We start from the raw sequence: 19,425 nt of genomic DNA on the forward strand, positions 1-19,425 counted from the left end.
TCGTTCCTCGGTGAAGGGGGATGCTGCTGCGGCTACATGCCGCGGAACAGGCTCATGAACGGCTGGCTGACCACCAGCGTCTCCGTGCGCCCGCGCAGGCGCAGCACGCCGCGCCCGGTATCGTCGCGGCTGACCGCCGCCACCGCCTTCATGTTGACGATGGTCGAACGGTGGATCTGGCGGAAATGCTGCGCATCGAGCACTTCCAGCAGCTCGCGCAACGGCGTGCGCAACAGGCTCTCGCCAGCGGCGGTGACCACGGTGGTGTACTTGTTGTCGGCGCGGAAGTAGGCCACGTCCTCGAGCATGATCAGCTGCGTCTCGCGGCCGTTGCTGGCGGTGATCCAGGCCAGCGGCGGGCGCTCCGCCGCGCCCTGCGGGGTGCCCAACCGCTGCAGCAGGCGCTCGAGCACGGCATCGTCCTGCCGCGTCGACGGCAGCCGCGACAGGATGCGCTCGCGGGTCGCCAACAGGCGTTCGTCGCTGACCGGCTTCAGCAGGTAATCCATCGCGCCCTGCTCGAACGCGTCGATGGCGTACTGGTCGTACGCGGTGACAAACACCACCTGGGTGCGCGGGCTCAGCTCGGACAGCGAACGTGCCACCTCGATGCCACTGATGCCGGGCATGCGGATGTCGAGGAAGGCGATGTCCGGCTGTTTCTCGGCCAACTGCTCCAGCGCGCTGGCGCCGTCCTCGCACTCGGCCACCAGCTTCAGTTCCGGCCACAGCCGGCCCAGCTGCTCCACCAGTGACTGCCGCAGCAGCTCTTCATCTTCGGCGATCAGGGCTTCAAGCGGCATGGCTGCGCTCCTTGGGCGACTGCGGCAGGGTCATGGTCGCCGCCACGCCGCTGGGGAAGTTGGCGACGATCGCCACCCCGGCCTGCTCACCGCAGGTCAGGCGCAGGCGCTCGCGCAGGTTCTTCAGGCCGATGCCGGTGCCGCTGGTACCGTGGCCGAAGCCGAGGCCATCGTCGGCCACGGTCACGGTCACGTGGTCGTCGAAGCCGCGCGCCAGGATCCAGATCGTACCGCCGCCGGGCTTGGGTTCCAGGCCGTGCTTGATCGCGTTCTCCACCAGTGTCTGCAGCGCCATCGCCGGCAGGTGGACGCTGTGCAGTTCGTTGGGCACCTGCACTTCCACCGCCAGGCGTGCCCCCATGCGGATGCGCAGGATCTCCAGGTAGGCGCGGGTGCGTTCCAGCTCCACGCCCAGCGTGGACACCGATTCGTCCACCTGTGGCAACGAGCTGCGCAGGTATTGGATCAGGTGGCCGAGCATCTGCTCGGCCCGTGCCGGGTCGGTGCGGGTCAGCACCTGCGCATTGGCCAGCGTGTTGTAGAGGAAGTGCGGTTCCACCTGCGCATGCAGCAGGTTCAGCCGCGCCACCGACAGTTCCTTTTCCACCTGCGTCTGTTCGGCCGCAGCCTGCTCGTCGCGGCGCTGGTCACCGACGCGGCGGCTGATCGCGCGGGTGACCGCTTCGGCATTCTCGTAGTTGCTGCCTTCATCCAGCGCCAGCAGGTCGGCCCACCAACCCGCGTCGGGTTCGAACAGCAGGGTCACGGTGCTGGTGCCCTGCCCCGGTGTCACCGTGGCCAGCACGCTGTTGCGCTTGATCGCCAGCCGCGCCGGCAGGTTCCAGCGCGAGGGCTGGCGACCGTTCCAGAGGTCGACCCGGCGGACATAGGCACGCACCTGCAGGCTGCCGGCCGAACTTTCCACGTCTTCCACGCGGGGCAGTTCGGAGATCGCCGCCTCCACCACCGAGAAGGCGTGGCCGGCGTCCATCGGCAGTTCGATCTGGCGGCGTTGGCGGCCGGACAGGGTGGTGGCATCCAGGCGACCGGCCACCAGCCAGACCCGGCGGATGTGGGTGATGGCACTGCCGAGCGCGGAAATGATCAGGAACATCGCCAGCAGCCCGAAGATCCAGCCCGGGCCATCGTTCATGCCACTGAAGATGCCGCTCCAGACCATGCCAGCGACGAACAGCGCCGCAGCCCAGGCCAGCAGGTGACGGAACAGGAGAGAGAGGCTGGCGAACACGGCGGCGCCTTGAGGAAGGGGGTGAGCCGAGCATAGGGCGGCCCGCCGGGCAAGCAAGCAGGCTGCGACGAAGGCCGGGAAAGTGGGGATGGAAGGCCTTCTGGTAGTGCCGGCCGCTGGCCGGCTCCCCATGACCTCCGCAAGCATCACAAGGTTGCCGGCCAGCGGCCGGCACTACCCGGGAGGCGCCGGGCGAACCCGGCGCATTCCCTTACCTGCGCTGGTCGGCGCTGGCGTCACGCACGGCGCGGAACGACTCGTCCTTGCTCCAGTTCGGCCAGCTGCGCGCGTTGGCCAGCTGGTTGCCCAGCGTGTACAGCACTTCCAGGTCGCGGGCGGCACCGGCGAACACCCAGTCCGGCTGCCATTCGTCGCCCTGCTGGTGGTAACGCTTGGCGGTGTAGTCCTCGGAGGCCTTCTTGCCTGCGGCGACGCCACCGTCCACCCAGTCCTGGCCGGCCGACCAGGACAGCGCCGGCACGCCACGCTTGGCGAACGGGAAGTGGTCGGAGCGGAAGAACAGGCCCGCTTCCGGCTTCGGGTCCGGCGTGTAGCGGATGTCCCAGCCCTTGGCCACGTCCTTCAGCTGGTCCAGCAGCTCGAAACGCGCGGCACCGTAGATGCCGAAGTCACGCGACGGGCCGAACGGCGCCATGCCGTCCATGTTGATCACCGCCACGGTCTTTTCCAGCGGGTACAGCGGATGGGTGGCGTAGTACTCCGAACCCAGCAGGCCCTTTTCCTCGGCGGTGACCGCCAGGAACAGCAGCGAGCGCTGCGGGCGCTTTTCCTTGGCGAAGCCACGGGCAAGCTCGATCAGCGAGGCGGTACCGCTGGCGTTGTCCAGTGCGCCGTTGAAGATGCGGTCGCCGCGCGCGTCCGGCTCGCCCACGCCGATGTGGTCCCAGTGCGCGCTGTAGATGATCGTCTCGTCCGGGTGGCGGCTGCCTTCCAGGCGTGCGGCCACGTTGTGCGAGGTGATCACTTCGGTCTTCACCGCGTACTTGGCGTCCAGGCTGGCGCCGGTCAGCGGCACCGGGGTGAAGTCGCGCTGCTGCGCCTTCTTCTTCAGCGCCTCGAAGTCCTGCCCGGCCGAGCGGAACAGCTCCACCGCCAGGTCGCGCTGGATCCAGCCTTCCAGCAGCGGGTGGCTTTCGGCCGGGTTGTCGCGCACCACGTCGAACATGGTGTTGGTGTTGGAACCGGCCACGGTGGCCCAGCCATAGGAGGCCGGTGCGGTCTCGTGCACGATCAGCACGCCCAGTGCCCCCTGGCGCGCGCCTTCCTCGTACTTGTAGGTCCAGCGGCCGTAATAGGTCATGCCCTTGCCGTCGAAATCACCCTGGCCGGTCTCGAAGTCCGGATCGTTGATCAGTACGACGGCGATCTTGCCCTTCAGGTCCACGCCCTTGAAGTCGTCCCAGTTGCGCTCCGGCGCTTTCACGCCATAGCCGAGGAACACCAGCGGGGCCTTGCTGATGTCGACGTTGCTGGCGCCGTTCATGGCGGCGCGCACGGCGATCTGCTTGCCCTGCTCCAGCGGCACGGTCTTGCCGCCCTGGTGCAGCGCCAGCTGCGGTGTGCCGACGATGTCGCCCTTGCGCAGCGGTACGGCCTGGGTCCACAGGCGCTTGCCGTCCTTCAGGTCGCCGCCCGGCTGCAGCCCCGCATCGGCAAACTGCTTGCTGAGGTAGGCGATGGTCTTCTCTTCGCCGGCGGTGGCCGGCGAGCGGCCTTCGTAGGCGTCGGAGGCCAGTTCCTTGACGTCGGCGGAGATCCGCGCGCCATCGAATTTCGGGGTGGCTGCCATCAGTGCGCTCGACACCGACAGGGCCAGCACGCCCAGTACCACTCGTTTCATTGCTCTCTCCAGCAGGGAAATCCTTCTGGAGTGTAAGGGGTAAGGGGTTCGGCAGGGCTGCGCCCTGCACCTGCGGTAGTGCCGGCCGCTGGCCGGCAACGTCGGGGGCAACAGCCGAAGCAACAGCGGCATTCCGTGGGATGGCGGGTCGGTCCCGCTGCTGTTGCTGGCTGTCGACCCGGGTCGACACGGACGGAAACACGAAGGGGTCAGATCCCTTTCCCGGCGGGAAAGGGATCTGACCCCATCTGTGTGTTGCTTGGGCGTGTTACCAGTTCGGATCTTCGGCCGGGGCCGCGGCGGGCTTGGGCTTCGGCTTGGCCGCCGGGCGTGCGGCCGCTGCAGCCGGGCCAGTCCCGCCCGCAGCAGCGGCGGCAGCCGGCTTGCTGCCCAGCTTCTGGCGCAGTTCGATCTGGCCCGGACGGAAGCCGCCGCGCATCGCGTCGACGCCATCTTCGATGGTGCCGTACGAGGTCTGTGCAGCCACGCGGTCGATGCGGATGGTGCAGCACGGGTGTTCGCTGCGGCCCAGCGAACGGCCGGTCTGCGGGTCCTTCAGTTCCTCGCCCAGGCGCACAGCCTGCCAGCGCTGGCCGGCCTGCACGGTGTCACCGCCCTGGCTCAGCACCACCTGGTCACCGTCCACCGACACCACCGATACCGGGAACAGCGTGGTGACGATGCTGGTGCCGATCTGGCCGGACAGCGATTCCATCATCGCCGCGGCCATGTTGCGGCCGTTCACCACACGCGGCAGGGTGCTCGGCCCGGTCGATGCCAACTGGTGGTCGAAGCTGTCGGACATCACCACCTGGCCGGTGGTGGCGTTGACCAGGCGCAGGGTGATGCGGCCGCCCCCGGAGTACGAGGTCACCTGACGGTCGGACATGCGCAGGTTGCGCACGCTGCGCGGGTACTCGAAGCGTTCGATGGTCGGGATCAGGATCAGGTCGGTCGCCAGCTGCTGGCCGACGCGGGCAGTGTCCTGCAGACGCACGTTGCCGCTGTTGATGTGGTCGATCTCGGCCTGCAGTTCGTCGCCGAACTCGCGATCCAGCACGATGAAGCGCTGGGTCTGGGTCAGCGTGTCGGACAGGCGTGCGCGGATCGCGTCGGCCACTTCATCGGCGCTCACGCGGCCATCGCCCACGGCATAGCTGCCGGCCTTGGTACGCGGCAGCGCGACCACGATCTTCGGCTTGCCCTGCTCGTCCGGTGCGCGGTACTGGGCGATCTGGGCACGCACGCGTACCTTCCAGTAGCTGCGCATGCTGCGGTGGGTCACGTCGGAATCGAACGAGCTTGCGCCACGCTTGGCATCGACACTGACCTTCTCGTCGTAGCGCTCCTTGACACTGGCCGAGGCACCGCCGCCCTTTGCCGTGGCTTCGCCAGAGGCGCTGGCAGAGGCCGAGCCCTTGAAGCTCCAGCCTTCATCGCTGGCGCGCACGCGGGCGATGGTTTCCTCGTCCAGCTGCCGCACTTCGTCCTGCGACAGGATTTCATAGCCCAGCACCGCGCCCTGCGAGCCGGCGATCATCTGCTGGGTGAACGCGTCGGCGCGGATATCGCCGACGTGTTCGTCATCCACGTCCACATGCAGGCCTGCGCGCAGGCTCTGCATCTGGCTGGCCACGCGTACGCCGTTGACCTGCGCCACCGCCGACTGCAGCGCCGCCAGCACCGCCAGTTCCGGGGTGCTGCCGATGCCATCGGCCTCGCGCGCGACCTGGGTGGTGCCGCCGAAATCCGGCGTGCCACGCAGGGGCGCGGCTTCCATTGGCGCATTGCTGGCCAGTGCACTGGTTGCCTTGTCCTTGGCGGGTGTGGGCGCATCGGCGGCCGGGGCGTCCTGCTTGCCGCAGGCTGCAAGCAGCACGGCAGCCAAGCCCAGGCCGATCAAACGGGAGGTCGTACGCATGGGGTTGATCCTCGGATCAGATCGAGTCGAGCATCGAATCGGCGTTCGACGGCACCTTCACCTTGCTCTTCTTGGCGAAGGTCACGGCCGACTTGGTCGAGCCGTACAGGCCCTGGATGAAGCCCGGCGATTCCTTGGCCACCCATGCACCGGCAGCCAGCTTGCGGCCGACGGTGGCCATCTGGGTGGCGCCCAGGTTCTTCATACCGGCGGTGAAGTTGCTGGCTTCGCCGCCCAGCTTCTGCGCTTCGGCAGCCGAAGCCAGCAGCGAGACCAGGCCTTCGGCATAGTGCTGCTTGGATTCAGCGTTCAGCTCCGGCTGCGCGGCCTGGCGCTCGTCGATCGCGGCCTGAGCGGCTTCGCTGACCGACACCGACTTCTTCATCGCATCGACGCTGACCGAACCCGACGACAGCGCCTGGCGCTCGGCTTCCAGCAGCTGCACCTGCTCGGCCAGGCCGAAGGCACGGGCGAACGAGGTCTGGGCCTGCAGCGAGTGCGACTGCGAGCTGACGAAACGACGCACCAGTGCTTCCTGCGCGGCTTCATCCGGTGCGGCGGCGCTGGAGGCGCTGCTGCTGGAGGTACCGGTGGCGGCGCCGGCCAGGTCCTTCAGCTTGCCCAGGCCAGCGTGCGCCGGCATCGACAGGGTGGCGGCAGCGATGGCCAGGACAAGAGCGGTATTGCGGATCATGTGAGAGTCCTTTGGGAGAGACGGCCGCGGTGCGGCACGTGGGGAATCGGTAAGCCCTGGGGCGATGCCGAGCGCGCTCGGCACCCACCGGGGCGGCGGATCAGCGCACTGCCTTGACGTTCAGCTCGTTGATCATCTGCTGGGCGGCCTTTTCGGCAGCCAGCTGCAGTGCGTTGGTACGGGCCACGGTTTCATTCGGGCCGGTACCGGAGAACTGCACCGGGCCGACCGACGACACGGTGCGTGGGAAACGACCGGTCACATCCAGTACCTTGCCGGTAACGGTGACGAACACGCGGGTGTTGCCACTGGCCGGATCACGGTCGCGCATGCCGATGTCGAGGGTGCCGACGGCGATGTACGGAATGTTGGCTGCACGGATGCCGTTGGCGGTGTCACGCAGGGTGGCCGGGGCCAGGTCGTTGCCGGTGCTGAAGTCCTTGCGGATGCGCTCGATGCTGAGCAGGCCACGCGACTCGCCTTCCACGTATTCGGCTTCAACCACTTCGTAGCCGGCGGCGCTGAAGGCACCGGTCATCGCGGTGTTGACCTCGGCGGCGTTGGCCACCTTCCAGGTGATGTTGTCGGCGCGCGCGGTGGTGCTGCCGCCGCTGGTGACCGACACCGAACCATTCTGGTTGATGCTGCCGTTGGTGCTGACCGAGTTGCCGCGGAAGCTGTCGCCCTCACGGGTGTTCTCGCTGTAGCTGCTGCTGGCGTCGACGCGGCGGTATTCCTTGTCCTGGAACGACTGCACGGTGTCCTGCGAGCGCGCCATGAACAGGAAGGTCAGCAGCGAGCGCTGCGCGGCGGTGGCACCGGCAACGGCCGAACCCGCATCCAGCTTGGTCTGCAGCAGGGTGGTGTTGATCTCGGCCCGGACGGTGACGGTGTAGGTCTTGGCTTTCTTGTCTTCGGTGTCCGACAGCTGCACGGCGCTGAGCACGTAGCGGTCGATCTCGCCGATGAACTCGGCGCGACGCGCTTCGAACAGGCGCAGCTTGGCCGCACCGGTTTCGGCGATGTACGCCTCCAGGGCATTGACCTTGGCCTTGTTCAGGGCCTGGGCACGGGTATCGGCACTCAGGCGCAGGCCGTAGCTGGCCGAGCCGGTGCCGCGCGAACTCGCGGTCTGCGCAGCGACCGGCGAGGCCACCACCAGCGCGATGAGGATGAGCAGGATGGTACGCATCAACGACATGACTTGATCAACTCCTGGAGGGCTTGGGTCTGCTGCTGCAACGGGCGGCCGCCCGGCTTCTGTTCGTCCAGCCAGGCGCGCGAATCGGCACGCTTGGCGGCGGCGCCGGCGAAGGCGTCGAGCCCGGCCAGCAGGGTTTCGTAGCTGGCCGACCACTGGTCGACCTGCCACTGCGTGGCCGGAACCACCTTGGTGGCCCCCTTGCGCAGCGGCTGTTCGAAATAGACCTTCCCCGAGAACGGCTCGGTCACCTTGGCGGTGAAGAAGGCGCCGAACAGCATCGTCTTCATCGCCGGGGTTTCATTGATGACGCCGTTCTTCAGCGCATCGACCTGCACGGTGATGACATAGTCCGGCTCGGGAATCTTCAGCTGGTAGACCTTGCCGTCGGCAAAGCGCGCCGCCATCGCACCGCCGATCGCCTGGCCCGAGGCCGGCGGCAGCAGCCCGACGCCGGTGTTGGACGACAGCGTCTTGGACAGTTCATGGGCCAGGGTGGCGCGCAGCGGCGCTTCCCACTTCAGGTCGGGCAGCTTGGCGCGGACCGCGTCGGACAGGGTTACACCACCGACCTGCAGACGGCGCACCGCCGCGTCGGGCAACCTGGCCTGGGCAAGGCTGGCCGCCAGCACCTGCGACAGGCTGGTATCGGCGCCGCCATACAGCAGATCGGCGACGATCGCGTCGATATCGTCGTTGTCCGGTCGGTAATCCTGCACGTCGATGCGCTGCAGCGTGAGCGGATAGGACGCGATCACCTGGCGCTCGCGGAAGTCGAAGAACAACGCCTGCAGCGCGACTTCCACCAGCACCTTGTACTGGTCACCGATCGGCTCGACCGAGACCAGTTCGCGGTCCAGCGCGGCGGCCAGCACGGTGGCACTGGTGGTGCCGTCGAGCATCGCCACCGGCTGGTCGATCAGTTCCAGGTTGGCCGGCGCGCGACGCTTGAGCCCCTGCGCCAGCGTCTGGTTCAGCGGGACCAGGCCACGCCGTTCCAGCACCGCATGCGCATGAGGGGTGGTCGCCTGCACGGCGGCGGCGTCAGCGGTATAGGCAAAACCGGCCCAATAGGCCTGCTGCGATTTGTCCGCGGCCTGCACGGCCGCCGGCCATACGGCCAGGCACAGGGCACAGGCAAGCAGGCGCGCAAAAGCGCGCGATGCGCTCTTCGTCCTTGAATACATTCAACCGCTCCTCGGTCAATACGCACGGAATGCGGACGCTGATGCGTCCGCTGGGCGCGAAACATAGCCGCTCAGGCGCGCGGCGACAAGTGCTGTCCTTGTCGGCTCAGTCCGTGGGCGGCAGGCCGGCCCGTTGCCGCAGCAGTCCGCGCTCGGCCTGGTTCTGGCTGAGCCGGGCGGCCTGGCCAAAAGCGTCACGCGCGTCCTGCTCACGTCCCAGTGCCTGCAGCAGCTCGCCGCGCACCACCTGCAGCGGCGCGTAGTCACGCAGGCGCGCGTCGACCAGCAGGGGCTGCAGCTGCGCCCACGCGGCGAAGGGACCGTCGCTGCGCAGGATCGCCACCACCCGGTTCAATGCCACCACCGGCGAAGGTTGCACCTGCAGCAGCTGTGCATAGAGCGCAGCAATGCGCGGCCAATCGGTATCCTCGGGGCGCCGCGCCGCTGCATGGCAGGCCGCAATGCGCGCCTGCAGCACGTAGGGATCGTCGCCACCACCTGCCGCCAGCGCACGCGCCAGAACCTGCTGCCCGCGTTCGATCTGCAGCCAATCCCAGCGCGCGCGGTTCTGCTGGTCCAGCAGCACCGGCACACCCTGCGCGTCCACCCGCGCCGCTGCGCGCGAGGCCTGCAGCTCCATCAGCGCCAGCAGGCCCAGTACCGGCGGCACCGGCAACCGATGCGCCAGGATGCGGGCCAGCCGCAGCGCTTCCTCGCACAGTGCCGGGCGCATCCAGTCATCGCCAGCGCTGGCCGCATAGCCTTCGTTGAACACCAGGTAGATCGCCTCCAGCACCGAGGCCAGGCGCTCGGGCATCGCCTCCGCGCGCGGCACTTCATAGGGCACCTGCTTCTGCGCCAGGGTGCGCTTGGCGCGCACGATGCGCTGGGCGATGGTCGGCTCCGGCTGCAGGAACGCGCGCGCGATCTCCACGGTGGTCAGGCCACCGAGCAGGCGCAGGGTGAGTGCCACGCGCGCATCGGCCGGCAGCACCGGATGGCAGGCCACGAACATCAGCCGCAGCAGGTCATCGCCCAGGTCATCCTCCAGCGCCTGGCTGTCATCGGGTGCCGGCAGCGCCGCCGGATGCAGTTCCTCGCCCCATTGCGCGTGCTGCTGCGCCACGCGCTGGTGCTGGCGCAGCACGTCGATGGCACGGTTGCGCGCGGTGGTCATCAGCCAGGCTCCGGGATTGTCCGGGATGCCCTGCTCCGGCCAACGCTCCAGCGCGGCCAGCCAGGTGTCCTGGGCCAGTTCCTCGGCACGGCCGACATCGCCACCGAGCAGCCGCGCCAGGCGCGCGATCAACACTGGCGACTCCATCCGCCAGAGGGTTTCCAGACGCTGCGTCAGTGCGGGCTCGAGCATGCGCCGATCACAGCACGCACGCCCGGCCCACACAAGCGCCGCAGCTCACGCTTCAACAATCGGCTTGAAGCCGCCCCAGAACATGCGCTTCGTATCGAACGGCATGTCCTTCGGGCCCAGCGACGCCAGTCGCGGGTCGGCCATCACCCGGGCATTGATGCGGTCGCGTGCCGCGCGCGAGCGGAACACCACGAAGGCGACGATCACCGTCTCGCCCGGTTTCGCCTTGACCGCGCGCGGGAACGAGGTGCTCTTGCCCGGCTCCACATCGTCGGCCACGCATTCCATGTACTGCAGCGCGCCATGGTCCTTCCACACCGCGCCGGCCTTGCGGGCAAGGCGGCGGTAGGCCGCCACCTTGTCCTGCGGGCACGGCAGCACGTAAGCGTCCACGTAAGCCATGCGGATTCTCCTGCGGCGGCCGTCAGCCCGGCTCGCCGTCCATGTGTGCGATCTCCCAGAGATGGCCGTCCAGGTCCTGGAAGCCACGCTGGTACATGAAGCCGTAGTCGCGCGCCGGCTGCGGTTCGCTGGCGCCGGCGGCCAGGGCCTTGTCCACCAACTCGTCAACGGCCTTGCGACTAGGTGCCGAGAGTGCGTTGATCACTTCGGTGTGGGTGTGCGCGTCGGCAATCGGCTTGTTGGTGAACTGCTGGAAAAAGGGCTGGGTCAGCAGCATCACGTAGATGCTTTCGCTGATGACCATGCCGGCCGCGTCGTCGTTGGTGTAGGTCGGATTGAAGCTGTAGCCCAGCGCGGTGAAGAACGCCTTCGACTTCTCCAGGTCCTGCACGGGCAGGTTGACGAAGATCATCTGCGGTTGTGGTGCACTCATCGTTGAAGCTCCTTGTGGATGACAGAGGCGGGATCAGGGCTGCTTCATGCAGTTGACCATCCACGGCTTGCCGTAACGGTCGATCAGCATGCCCCAGCGATGTGCCCAGAACGTTTCGGCGATCGGCATCTGCACCTGGCCACCTTCGGCCAGTGCAGCGAACACGCGTTCGGCTTCTTCGATGCTGTCCAAATCGACATTGATGGTGGTCGAGCCGCCCTCGCCGCCGCCGGGGCCGTCGGCTGCCATCAGGATGGCGTTGCCGATCTCGAGCTGGCTGTGCGCGACGTGGTCGAGGGTTTCCGGCGGCATTTCGTTGCAGCCCGGCGAGCCATCGGAGGGCGGCATGTCGCGGTACTTCATTTCCGAGGTGACCTGGCCACCGAGTGCCTTGGCATAGAACGCCATTGCCTCGTGGGCCTGGCCGCTGAAGCCGAGGAAGGGAATCAGTATCATGGCAATACTCCGTTGTGCGATTCAGGGTGGTAGTGCCGGGGCGTGCCCGGCTGGGAGAGGAATCGGGTCAGCCTTCCAGCTGTGCACGCAGACGCTGTTCCTGCTGCTGTAATTCGGGGGTGAAGGCTTCACCAAAGTCTTCTGCGGAGATCAGGGGACGCAGTTCCAGCGTGCCGCCCTCGCCGAACGGCGCACGGCTGGCCCATTCAACGGCCTCGTCCAGCGACCGCACCTCCCACAGCCAGAAGCCGGCGATCTGTTCGCCGGCGGGACCGAACGGACCGGCCTCGACCTTGGGTGCCCCGCCGCCGAAATGAATGCGACGGCCGCGCTGGGTGGCGTGCAGGCCTTCACCGGCGAGCATGATGCCGGCGGCCACCAGTTGTTCGTTGAAGGCGCCCATTTCGGACAGTTCCTGTTCGCTGGGCATGCGGCCGGCTTCGGAGTCGGCGTTGGCCTTCACGATCACCATCACTTTCATTGCGGTCTCCTGTGGGACGCGTGGTGCGTGCCCTTCATTGGGTACAACGAACCAGGGGGCTGGGAATCGACACGTCTGTTGGAAATTTTTTCTTGCGCGGAAAGCGCGCCTTCGGCGGGGTCGGCGAACGGCGGAGCCCCTCCGTGGAGGGGTGGGTTGGTCGCTGAAAGCTCGGGTTCATGGGTTTGGCCGGGTGGGTAGGCGGGTCGGGGGACGCCGTAAACCCGTCCGTGGGGGCCAGATCACAGATCAGACACCCCCGCCCCGCCTACCCACTCGGCCCTGGACAGTTTCCTGCCTCCGGTACCCACCACGGGAAGATCAAGAGAAAAGGCAACAGCAACAGCAAAGGCAACGGCGGTTGGCTGGCGGGGTCGGCTTTGCGAGCGAAGCGACCCGCTTTTTGCTCTTGTTGTTGATTTCCCGTGGTGGGTCAGCCGCAGAGATCTGTCCAAGGCCGGGCGGGGAGGCAGGGCAGGGGCGTGAGCCGCATGGATGCGGCGACCGAGCTTACATGGACGTACTTGCAGCGCCCCCTGCCCTGCCTCCCCGCCCGGCCCACCCTCAGGAAACCCGCTTTCAGCGACCAACCCCACCCCGCCACGGAGGGGCTCCGCCGTTCGCCGATCCGCCGAAGGCGCGCTTCTGCGCTGCAACATGCCCGTGCGCAATCCTGCGCCATCATGGAACCCCCGCCCCCGCCCCCGCCAGGACCGTGCCATGCAGCAGTACCTGCTTCTGATCTACATCGAGCCTGCCCTGCTGCAGGCCCTGCCCACCGAAGAATTCAACGCGCTGATGCGCGACTGCCTGGCCCACGCCGACAAACTGCAGGCCGAAGGCACGCTGCTGGCCGCACAGAAGCTGCAGCCGGTCGACACCGCACAGACCCTGCGCGTGCGTGATGGCCACAGCCGCGTGCTGGACGGCCCCTTCGCCGAGACCCGCGAACTGCTGGCCGGCTTCAACCTGATCGTCGCCCGCGACCGCGACGACGCCATGCGCATCGCCCGCGACTTCCCGTGGGCACGCTTCGGCAGCATCGAAGTGCGGCCGCTGGAAGACATGGACGCCGAGCGCGAACGCTGCGGCGCCCCGGCTGCGGCTATGGCAGCAGCCGTACCCTGATCTCGCGCGGGCCGACGCCCTCGTTGCCGCTGTAGTCGCGCACGCTGGCGCGCACGATGTACTCGCCCGGCGGCAGCGCCGCCGGCTGCCAGCGTCCGGTTTCCATCAGGCCGTCGCGCACGGTGTTGGTGGCCAGGTAGCGGAACCGGGTGACCGCGCTGCCATGTACGGTGATGCCGCTGTCCGGTGCGTAGGCCACGCGCACCGCTTCCCGCTGCGGCGGCATGCGGTTGAACACGATGTTCCAGCGCGGCTGCTCGTAGCCCTGCAGCGGTTGTCCCGTAGCATCGAGGATCTGGTAACCCACCTGGTACATGCCCAGGCGGCGCCGCGGCAGGTTGTTGTCGACCTGGTCCCAGGCCTCCACCACGATCTGCACGCCACGCCCCTGCCGCGCGACCATCACCACGCCATCGCTGCCTGCGGCCATCGGCCGGTCGTTGTCGTCCAGCAGTGCGACATCAGTGATGCGCGGTGCGAAGTGATCGGCGTAGTTATGGAAGCCAAGCGCCACCGCATTGGTCTCGAAACCACCGGTACCCACCGCCAGGTGCACGTGCGCCTGGTTGTTGATGCTGCCCAGGCGGTCACCCACATGGATGCGCATGCCACGGCGCACGCGCATCCGCTGCAGCTTGCCCTGCTCGTCGTACAACGCCTGCCAGCGCGCGTCGAACGGTACATCGCGCGGGGTGCGGCCGACGCGCATGTGGATGTACTTGAGGCGGTCCACCGCCAGGCCCTCGGCCTGCTCGCCCAGGTTCCAGGCTGCCACCGGACTGCTGATCTTGCCTTCGGCAATCGCCAGCACGGTCTGGCCCACATCACCGCGCACGTCGAAGCCGCCATGCAGGTGGTGGCGGCTCTCGCCGCTGAAGTTGCCGCGCACTTCGCCGAGGGTGCCGACCACTTCATGCCAACCGTCCTGCGGTGCCAGCGGCCAGCGGCCGTCCGTCTTCGGCAGCGCCGCATCGGCCGCCGGGCCAACCAGTGCCGGTGCCGGCAGGTCGCCTACCGGCAGCGGGCGCAGGCGATGCAGACGGTAGCTGGCGGCGTCGGCCACCAGCACGCTGCCATCTGCATCCATCGCCAGTCCGCTGGGGCGGGCCAGCCGCGGCAGGCGACCATTGCCAACCAGCGCGATCTGGTGGCCCTGCGGCGTCACCTGCACGATGCGGCCATCCATATCCCCCACGTACAGCACGCCGTCGTGGGTGGTGGCCAGCGACAGCGGCCCATTGATCACGCCGCCGGCGGCGACCACGGTGCTGACCGTGCCATCGGCCCCCACCCGGCGCACCGCGTTGTTGAACAGGTCGGCCACCAGCAGCGCGCCCTGCGCATCAAAGGCCAACGCCACCGGCGTATCGAAGCGCGCAGCGGCGCCGGTGCCATCGGCCAGGCCCGGCCGATCACCGCCTGCCAGGGTGCGCACCATGCCGTCGGTGCCGATCACCCGGATGCGGTCATTGAAGGTATCGGCCACGTAGACCTGGCCCTGCGCGTCCACCGCAACGCCCATCGGTGCATCGAAGCGGGCCTGCGTGGCCGGGCCATCGGCGTGGCCCTGTTCACCACCGGCCAGCGTGGTCACCTGGCCATCGGTGCCGATGCGGCGGATCGCATGATTGCCGGTGTCGGCCACGTACAGGTTGCCCTGCGCATCGCCGGCAATGCCCGAGGGCGTATTGAAGCTGGCCTGCAGCGCAGGGCCATCGACACGGCCCTCGCCCTGCCCGGCCACGGTTTCAACGCGGCCATCGGGCAAGCGGCGGCGGATCCGGTTGTTGTCACCGGCATCGGTGAAATAGACGCTGCCATCGGCACTGCGCAGCAATGCATACGGATCGGCGAAGCGCGCCTGCGCGGACGCACCGTCGCGGTCGCCGGGGTGGCCATCACCCGCCAGCGGCTCGATCTGCGCGGTCCAGGCCAGCGGCGTGGGCACCGGGCCTGCAGGGCCGGCCAGCGTTTTCAGCGGGGTGTCCCACCAAGTTGCAGCCAAGCCCACCGCCGTTGCCAACGCCACCCCTGCCGCCATCCATTGCCACCGTGCCATCGTGTTGCGCTGCCTCTGCCTGCCGCTTGAAGAGGCACCGACAATAGACGCTGCGCGTGCGATCCGCCACGGCCGATCATGCGGCAGAAGGCCAGGATTCGCTTCGTCGTGCTTGTCCTCGCTGGCCGTAGCAGGTTCAATGCGGTTCCCACGGATGGAGATTCTCCATGCCCCACGTTCTCCCTCTCACCGCCCTGCTGCTGGCCGCATTGGTCAGCGCGCCCGCCTCCGCCTCGATCACGGTGGCCCCGCAGAAGCCATCGGCCACCGCCGATGCAGTACACGCGGCGTACGCCACGCGCTGGGATGAAGCCATCCAGCAGGCACGCGGCGGCAACACGCTGGGTGCGCTGATCAGCATGGAGCGGCTGATGGAGGATCCGTTGCTGGACGACTTCGATGCCGAGCGTCGCGGCCGCGCCTCGCAGGTCGCCGGCTGGACCGCGCTGATGCAGAAGAAGCCCGACCAGGCCCGCCGCTACCTGCAACGGGCGCAGGAGGCCCTGCCGGAGGATGCACAGATCCTGCTCACCCAGGTGTCGGTGGAACTGTCGGACAACCAGCCGGCCGCAGCCACCACTTTCCTGGTGAAGGCACTGCAGCACGCCGACGCACCGCTGCAGATCGATCACCACGCCATCAACTACCTGCAGTACCGCCTGCGTGACCAGCCGCAGAAGCGCATGGACCTGCTGCAGGCGCTGTTTGACAACGGCTGGAAGAGTGGCGGCCTGGAACCCACCGGGCTGTGGCTGGCGCTGGCCACGCTGCAGGCCGACAACGGCCGTGGCGACAGCATTCCGGCCACGCTGGCGCGCATCGACAGCCCGGCCGAGATCATCCGCCTGCGCAGCGACAAGCGCTTCGATCGCTATGTCGATCGCGGTGACGCGCGTTTCGATCCGGTGCAGGCGGCACAGCGCCACCTCGATGAACTGCGTGTTTCCGGCCTGCTCGACCGCGCACTGGACGCGCGCATGGCCGAGTTCAGCACCACCTTGCTGATGCTGGACCGCAACGAGGAAGTGCTGTCGTTGACCGAGGGCATGGCCGGTGCCGCAAGCAACGGCGAATCGCCTGCCGCCGCGGAAGCGGAATGGGTGGCCTGGCTGCTCAACAGCCGGCTCACCGCACTGCGCCGGCTGGGCCGCACCGATGAGGCACTGGCCACGGCGAAACAGGCCGCCCGCATCGGCGCGCTCGGCCCGGATGGTGTCGAGCACCAGATGAATGTCGGCTTCGTGTTCAGTTCGCTGGGGCGCATGCAGGACGCTGCGCAGGCAGTGAATGACATGCCGGGCCTCGCCGGGTACGGCAAGGCCGCACAGGCGCTGCTGCAGTTCGCCGCCGCCGGCGAGCGCGGTGATGCCAAGGCGCGCGATGCAGCACGCGCGGTGATCCTGGCCCAGCGCGACGATGCCCGCCTGTTCCATCGCGAAATGCTGCTGGAGGAAGGCGACCTGGACGGTGCCGCCGCCGTGCTGATCGAACAGCTGCGCTCGCCGGTTGAACGCGGTGAAACCCTGGCCAGCCTGCAGGACATGCGCACCTATCCGTCATTGCCGGGCGATGTGCGCATCGATGCCGCGTGGCGTGCACTCAAGCAGCGTGCCGACGTGCAGGCCGAGGTGGCACGCGTCGGCCGCATCGAGCGCTACGACCTGGTCAGCAGCTCTACCTCGCGCTGAGCGGCTCGGCTCTACAACGCCACGTGCAGGCAGCACCGTCCGCTAGCGGGCTGGCACTTCAGTGCGGATGCCCATCGCTTCGCGGTAGCGCGCGTACAGCGCCATCACCTTGTCCACATAGGCCAGGGTTTCGGCGTAGGGCGGCACGCCCTTGTAGCGGGTGACCGCACCGATGCCCGCGTTGTACGCAGCCGCCGCCAACGGACGATCGCCGTTGTAACGGCGCAGCAGCGCGCGCATGTAGCGCGCGCCGCCCTCGATCGACTGCTGCGGCGAGAACGGATCGCGCACGCCATACTCCTGTGCGGTCTCCGGCATCAACTGCATCACGCCCTGTGCGCCCTTGGTCGAGACCGCCAGCGGATTGAAATTGCTTTCGGCATGGGCGATCGCGCGCAGCCAGGCATCGTCGACGCCGGTGGCTTTGGCCGCGGCCTTGAACTGCCTGGCGTGCTGCGCGAGCTGCGGCTTGCCGACCTTGCCCAGGCCCTCGTGCGCCGGCTCGCCCGGCGGCGTGGCCACGGTGAACTTCAGGAATACCCGCGAGCCGGGCAGGTTGCGGGTGGAATAGACCAGCACGCCGTCCTGCTCGCGCTCGTACAGCACACCACTGAACACGCCCATGTTGCCCCACAGGTTCGGGGCCTGGATGGCATTGTCGTCGATCTCCTTCGGCGTGCACCGCGATCCCGGCTCTGGTGCGGTGGCCAGGCTGACGGTGTTGCCCTGCACGCAGCGATAGACCGTGCGCGCGGCAGCCATCCCGGGCCACAGGATGGGCAGCAGCACCAGTGCAAGCAGGAGAGGTCGATGGGACATGGCGGCCGGATGATCCGGCCGCGCCCGCGAATGTTGGGTGAATGGGGGCCGGCAGGGCTGCGTCCTGCACCCGTGGTAGTGCCGGCCGCTGGCCGGCCACCTCAACGGCAACAGCCGTTTTCACGCGAGGAGGCGGGGTGGGTCCCGCGACCTGCCGGGGTCAGGTCCCGTTGCTGAGCAACGGGACCTGACCCCACTTCGGATCACTTCGCGGCCCTCCGGCGCACCCAGTACCCCGCGCCCAGCAGCACGAACCACACCGGGCTGGCGATCAGCGCCTGGCGGGTGTCGCCCTGCAGGCTCAGCAGCACCAGCACGGCGGCGAAGAACATCAGGCAGGCCCAGCACATGGCGACGCCCCCAGGCATCTTGAAGATCGATGCAGCGTGGCGCTCCGGGTAGCGACGGCGATAGGCCATGTAGGCCACCAGGATCAGCGACCAGACGAAGATGAACAGCACCGTCGCCAGCGTCGTCACCAGGGTGAAGGCGGTTACCAGGTTGGGAATCAGGTAGATCAGCAGCGTGCCGCCCAGCAGGCACAGGCACGAGAACAGCAGGCCACGGGCCGGCACCGCAGCGCGCGACAGTTTCGACAGCCCGCGCGGAGCGTGGCCCTCTTCGGCCAGGCCGTACAGCATGCGGCTGGTGGAGAAGATGCCACTGTTGGCCGAGGACGTGGCCGAGGTCAGCACCACGAAATTGATCAGGCTGGCCGCGGCGGGAATGCCGGCCAGCACGAACAGCTGCACGAACGGGCTCTTGTCCGGCACCACCTGCCGCCACGGGGTGACGGCCATGATCGCGATCAGCGCCAGCACGTAGAAGATGATGATGCGCACCGGAATCGAGTTGATCGCCTTGGGCAGGTTGCGCTCGGGGTCGGCGGTTTCGGCGGCGGTGGTGCCGACCAGCTCGATGCCGACGAAGGCGAACACCGCAATCTGGAATCCAGCGAAGAAACCGACCAGGCCCATCGGGAACATGCCGCCGTCATTCCACAGGTTCGACAACGACGCGGTGTGGCCGCTCGGCGAGGTGAAGCCCCACGCCACCAGACCGGCGCCGGTGATGATCAGCGCACAGATCGCCACGATCTTGATCAGCGCGAACCAGAATTCCATTTCACCGAACAGCTTCACCGTCACCAGGTTCAACGCCAGCAGCAGCATCACGCAGGCCAGCGCCGGTTTCCAGGCTTCAAGCCCCGGGAACCAGAACTGCGCATAGGCGGCGATCGCGATCACGTCGGCAATGGCGGTGACGATCCAGCAGAACCAGTAGGTCCATCCACAGAAGAACCCGGCCCACGGGCCGAGCAGGTCGGTGGAGAAATCGATGAAGGACTTGTACTGCAGGTTGGACAGCAGCAGCTCGCCCATCGCGCGCATCACGAAGAACAGCATCGCGCCGATGATCAGGTAGACGAAGACGATGGACGGGCCGGCCAGGCTGATGGTCTTGCCCGAGCCCATGAACAGGCCGGTGCCGATGGCACCGCCGATGGCGATCAGTTGCAGGTGGCGGTTGGACAGGCTGCGGCGCAGGTGCTCGGGGGGCGTGGCGGGCTCGGTCATGGGCGCGGGAAGGGGCGGGCGAAGCGTTCGACGGTAGTCCTCCGCGGCGCCGAGCGCCAGCGCCAGACGGCCCCATTGCGTCAAAGCAGGCCGCTTT

General features: G+C 67.9%; 17 protein-coding genes. 2 read left to right on the plus strand and 15 right to left on the minus strand.

Annotated features, from left to right (window positions below; genetic code table 11):
• Positions 1-32 precede the first annotated feature (32 nt).
• The 12 genes from KXV01_RS16685 to KXV01_RS16740 form a co-directional block, all read right to left on the minus strand.
• Positions 33-803, minus strand: a complete 771-nt coding sequence (locus tag KXV01_RS16685; protein WP_049464569.1) for a LytTR family DNA-binding domain-containing protein — start codon at positions 801-803, stop codon at positions 33-35.
• Positions 793-2,052 carry a histidine kinase gene (locus KXV01_RS16690; protein ID WP_049439164.1) on the minus strand — a complete coding sequence of 420 codons (1,260 nt, stop codon included), beginning with the start codon at positions 2,050-2,052 and terminating at the stop codon, positions 793-795. The genes KXV01_RS16685 and KXV01_RS16690 overlap by 11 nt, the downstream gene beginning before the upstream one ends.
• Positions 2,053-2,263: 211 nt before the next feature.
• On the minus strand, positions 2,264-3,913 hold the full coding sequence (locus KXV01_RS16695; protein ID WP_049411451.1) for a M28 family metallopeptidase: 1,650 nt from the start codon (positions 3,911-3,913) through the stop codon (positions 2,264-2,266).
• 268 nt (positions 3,914-4,181) lie between these two features.
• A complete protein-coding gene (locus KXV01_RS16700) occupies positions 4,182-5,834 on the minus strand; it encodes a CsgG/HfaB family protein (protein ID WP_099495384.1) in 1,653 nt (550 codons plus the stop codon).
• Between the two features lie 16 nt (positions 5,835-5,850).
• Positions 5,851-6,528, minus strand: coding sequence for a hypothetical protein (locus KXV01_RS16705; RefSeq protein WP_005415096.1), 678 nt, complete (start codon positions 6,526-6,528; stop codon positions 5,851-5,853).
• A gap of 100 nt (positions 6,529-6,628) precedes the next feature.
• On the minus strand, positions 6,629-7,729 hold the full coding sequence (locus tag KXV01_RS16710; protein WP_032953880.1) for a hypothetical protein: 1,101 nt from the start codon (positions 7,727-7,729) through the stop codon (positions 6,629-6,631).
• Positions 7,720-8,916 (minus strand): hypothetical protein, encoded by a 1,197-nt coding sequence (locus tag KXV01_RS16715; RefSeq protein ID WP_099495383.1) that lies wholly within the window; start codon positions 8,914-8,916, stop codon positions 7,720-7,722. The genes KXV01_RS16710 and KXV01_RS16715 overlap by 10 nt, the downstream gene beginning before the upstream one ends.
• Positions 8,917-9,022: 106 nt before the next feature.
• A complete protein-coding gene (locus KXV01_RS16720) occupies positions 9,023-10,285 on the minus strand; it encodes a sigma-70 family RNA polymerase sigma factor (RefSeq protein WP_049438307.1) in 1,263 nt (420 codons plus the stop codon).
• Between the two features lie 45 nt (positions 10,286-10,330).
• Positions 10,331-10,687 carry a DUF1428 domain-containing protein gene (locus KXV01_RS16725; protein WP_010484145.1) on the minus strand — a complete coding sequence of 119 codons (357 nt, stop codon included), beginning with the start codon at positions 10,685-10,687 and terminating at the stop codon, positions 10,331-10,333.
• A gap of 22 nt (positions 10,688-10,709) precedes the next feature.
• Complete coding sequence (locus tag KXV01_RS16730) at positions 10,710-11,120, minus strand: VOC family protein (RefSeq protein WP_005415091.1); 411 nt, start codon at positions 11,118-11,120, stop codon at positions 10,710-10,712.
• Positions 11,121-11,153: 33 nt separating this feature from the next.
• Positions 11,154-11,576: a VOC family protein gene (locus tag KXV01_RS16735; RefSeq protein ID WP_099495382.1), complete on the minus strand. Its 423-nt coding sequence runs from the start codon at positions 11,574-11,576 to the stop codon at positions 11,154-11,156.
• A gap of 67 nt (positions 11,577-11,643) precedes the next feature.
• Positions 11,644-12,057 carry a YciI family protein gene (locus tag KXV01_RS16740; RefSeq protein ID WP_099495381.1) on the minus strand — a complete coding sequence of 138 codons (414 nt, stop codon included), beginning with the start codon at positions 12,055-12,057 and terminating at the stop codon, positions 11,644-11,646.
• Positions 12,058-12,777: 720 nt separating this feature from the next.
• Here KXV01_RS16740 and KXV01_RS16745 point away from each other — a divergent pair.
• Entirely contained in the window at positions 12,778-13,185 is a 408-nt protein-coding gene (locus KXV01_RS16745; protein ID WP_049413606.1) for a YciI family protein, read from the plus strand.
• Here KXV01_RS16745 and KXV01_RS16750 read toward each other — a convergent pair.
• The gene (locus tag KXV01_RS16750) at positions 13,163-15,244 is read right to left on the minus strand and encodes a gluconolaconase (RefSeq protein ID WP_099495194.1); all 2,082 of its coding nucleotides are present in this window, start codon (positions 15,242-15,244) and stop codon (positions 13,163-13,165) included. The genes KXV01_RS16745 and KXV01_RS16750 overlap by 23 nt on opposite strands.
• Positions 15,245-15,411: 167 nt before the next feature.
• Here KXV01_RS16750 and KXV01_RS16755 point away from each other — a divergent pair, with 167 nt between their 5' ends.
• Positions 15,412-16,932, plus strand: a complete 1,521-nt coding sequence (locus KXV01_RS16755; RefSeq protein ID WP_111097392.1) for a hypothetical protein — start codon at positions 15,412-15,414, stop codon at positions 16,930-16,932.
• A 42-nt stretch (positions 16,933-16,974) separates the two neighbouring features.
• Here KXV01_RS16755 and KXV01_RS16760 read toward each other — a convergent pair whose 3' ends face one another.
• Together KXV01_RS16760 and cycA are read right to left on the minus strand one after the other, a co-directional pair.
• Positions 16,975-17,751: a lytic transglycosylase domain-containing protein gene (locus KXV01_RS16760; RefSeq protein WP_111097393.1), complete on the minus strand. Its 777-nt coding sequence runs from the start codon at positions 17,749-17,751 to the stop codon at positions 16,975-16,977.
• 203 nt (positions 17,752-17,954) lie between these two features.
• Positions 17,955-19,328 (minus strand): D-serine/D-alanine/glycine transporter, encoded by a 1,374-nt coding sequence (gene cycA, locus KXV01_RS16765; RefSeq protein ID WP_111207490.1) that lies wholly within the window; start codon positions 19,326-19,328, stop codon positions 17,955-17,957.
• Positions 19,329-19,425 lie beyond the last annotated feature (97 nt).

The organism is Stenotrophomonas sp. Ps181 (assembly GCF_025697425.1).
GTDB classification, from domain to species: Bacteria; Pseudomonadota; Gammaproteobacteria; order Xanthomonadales; family Xanthomonadaceae; genus Stenotrophomonas; species Stenotrophomonas sepilia.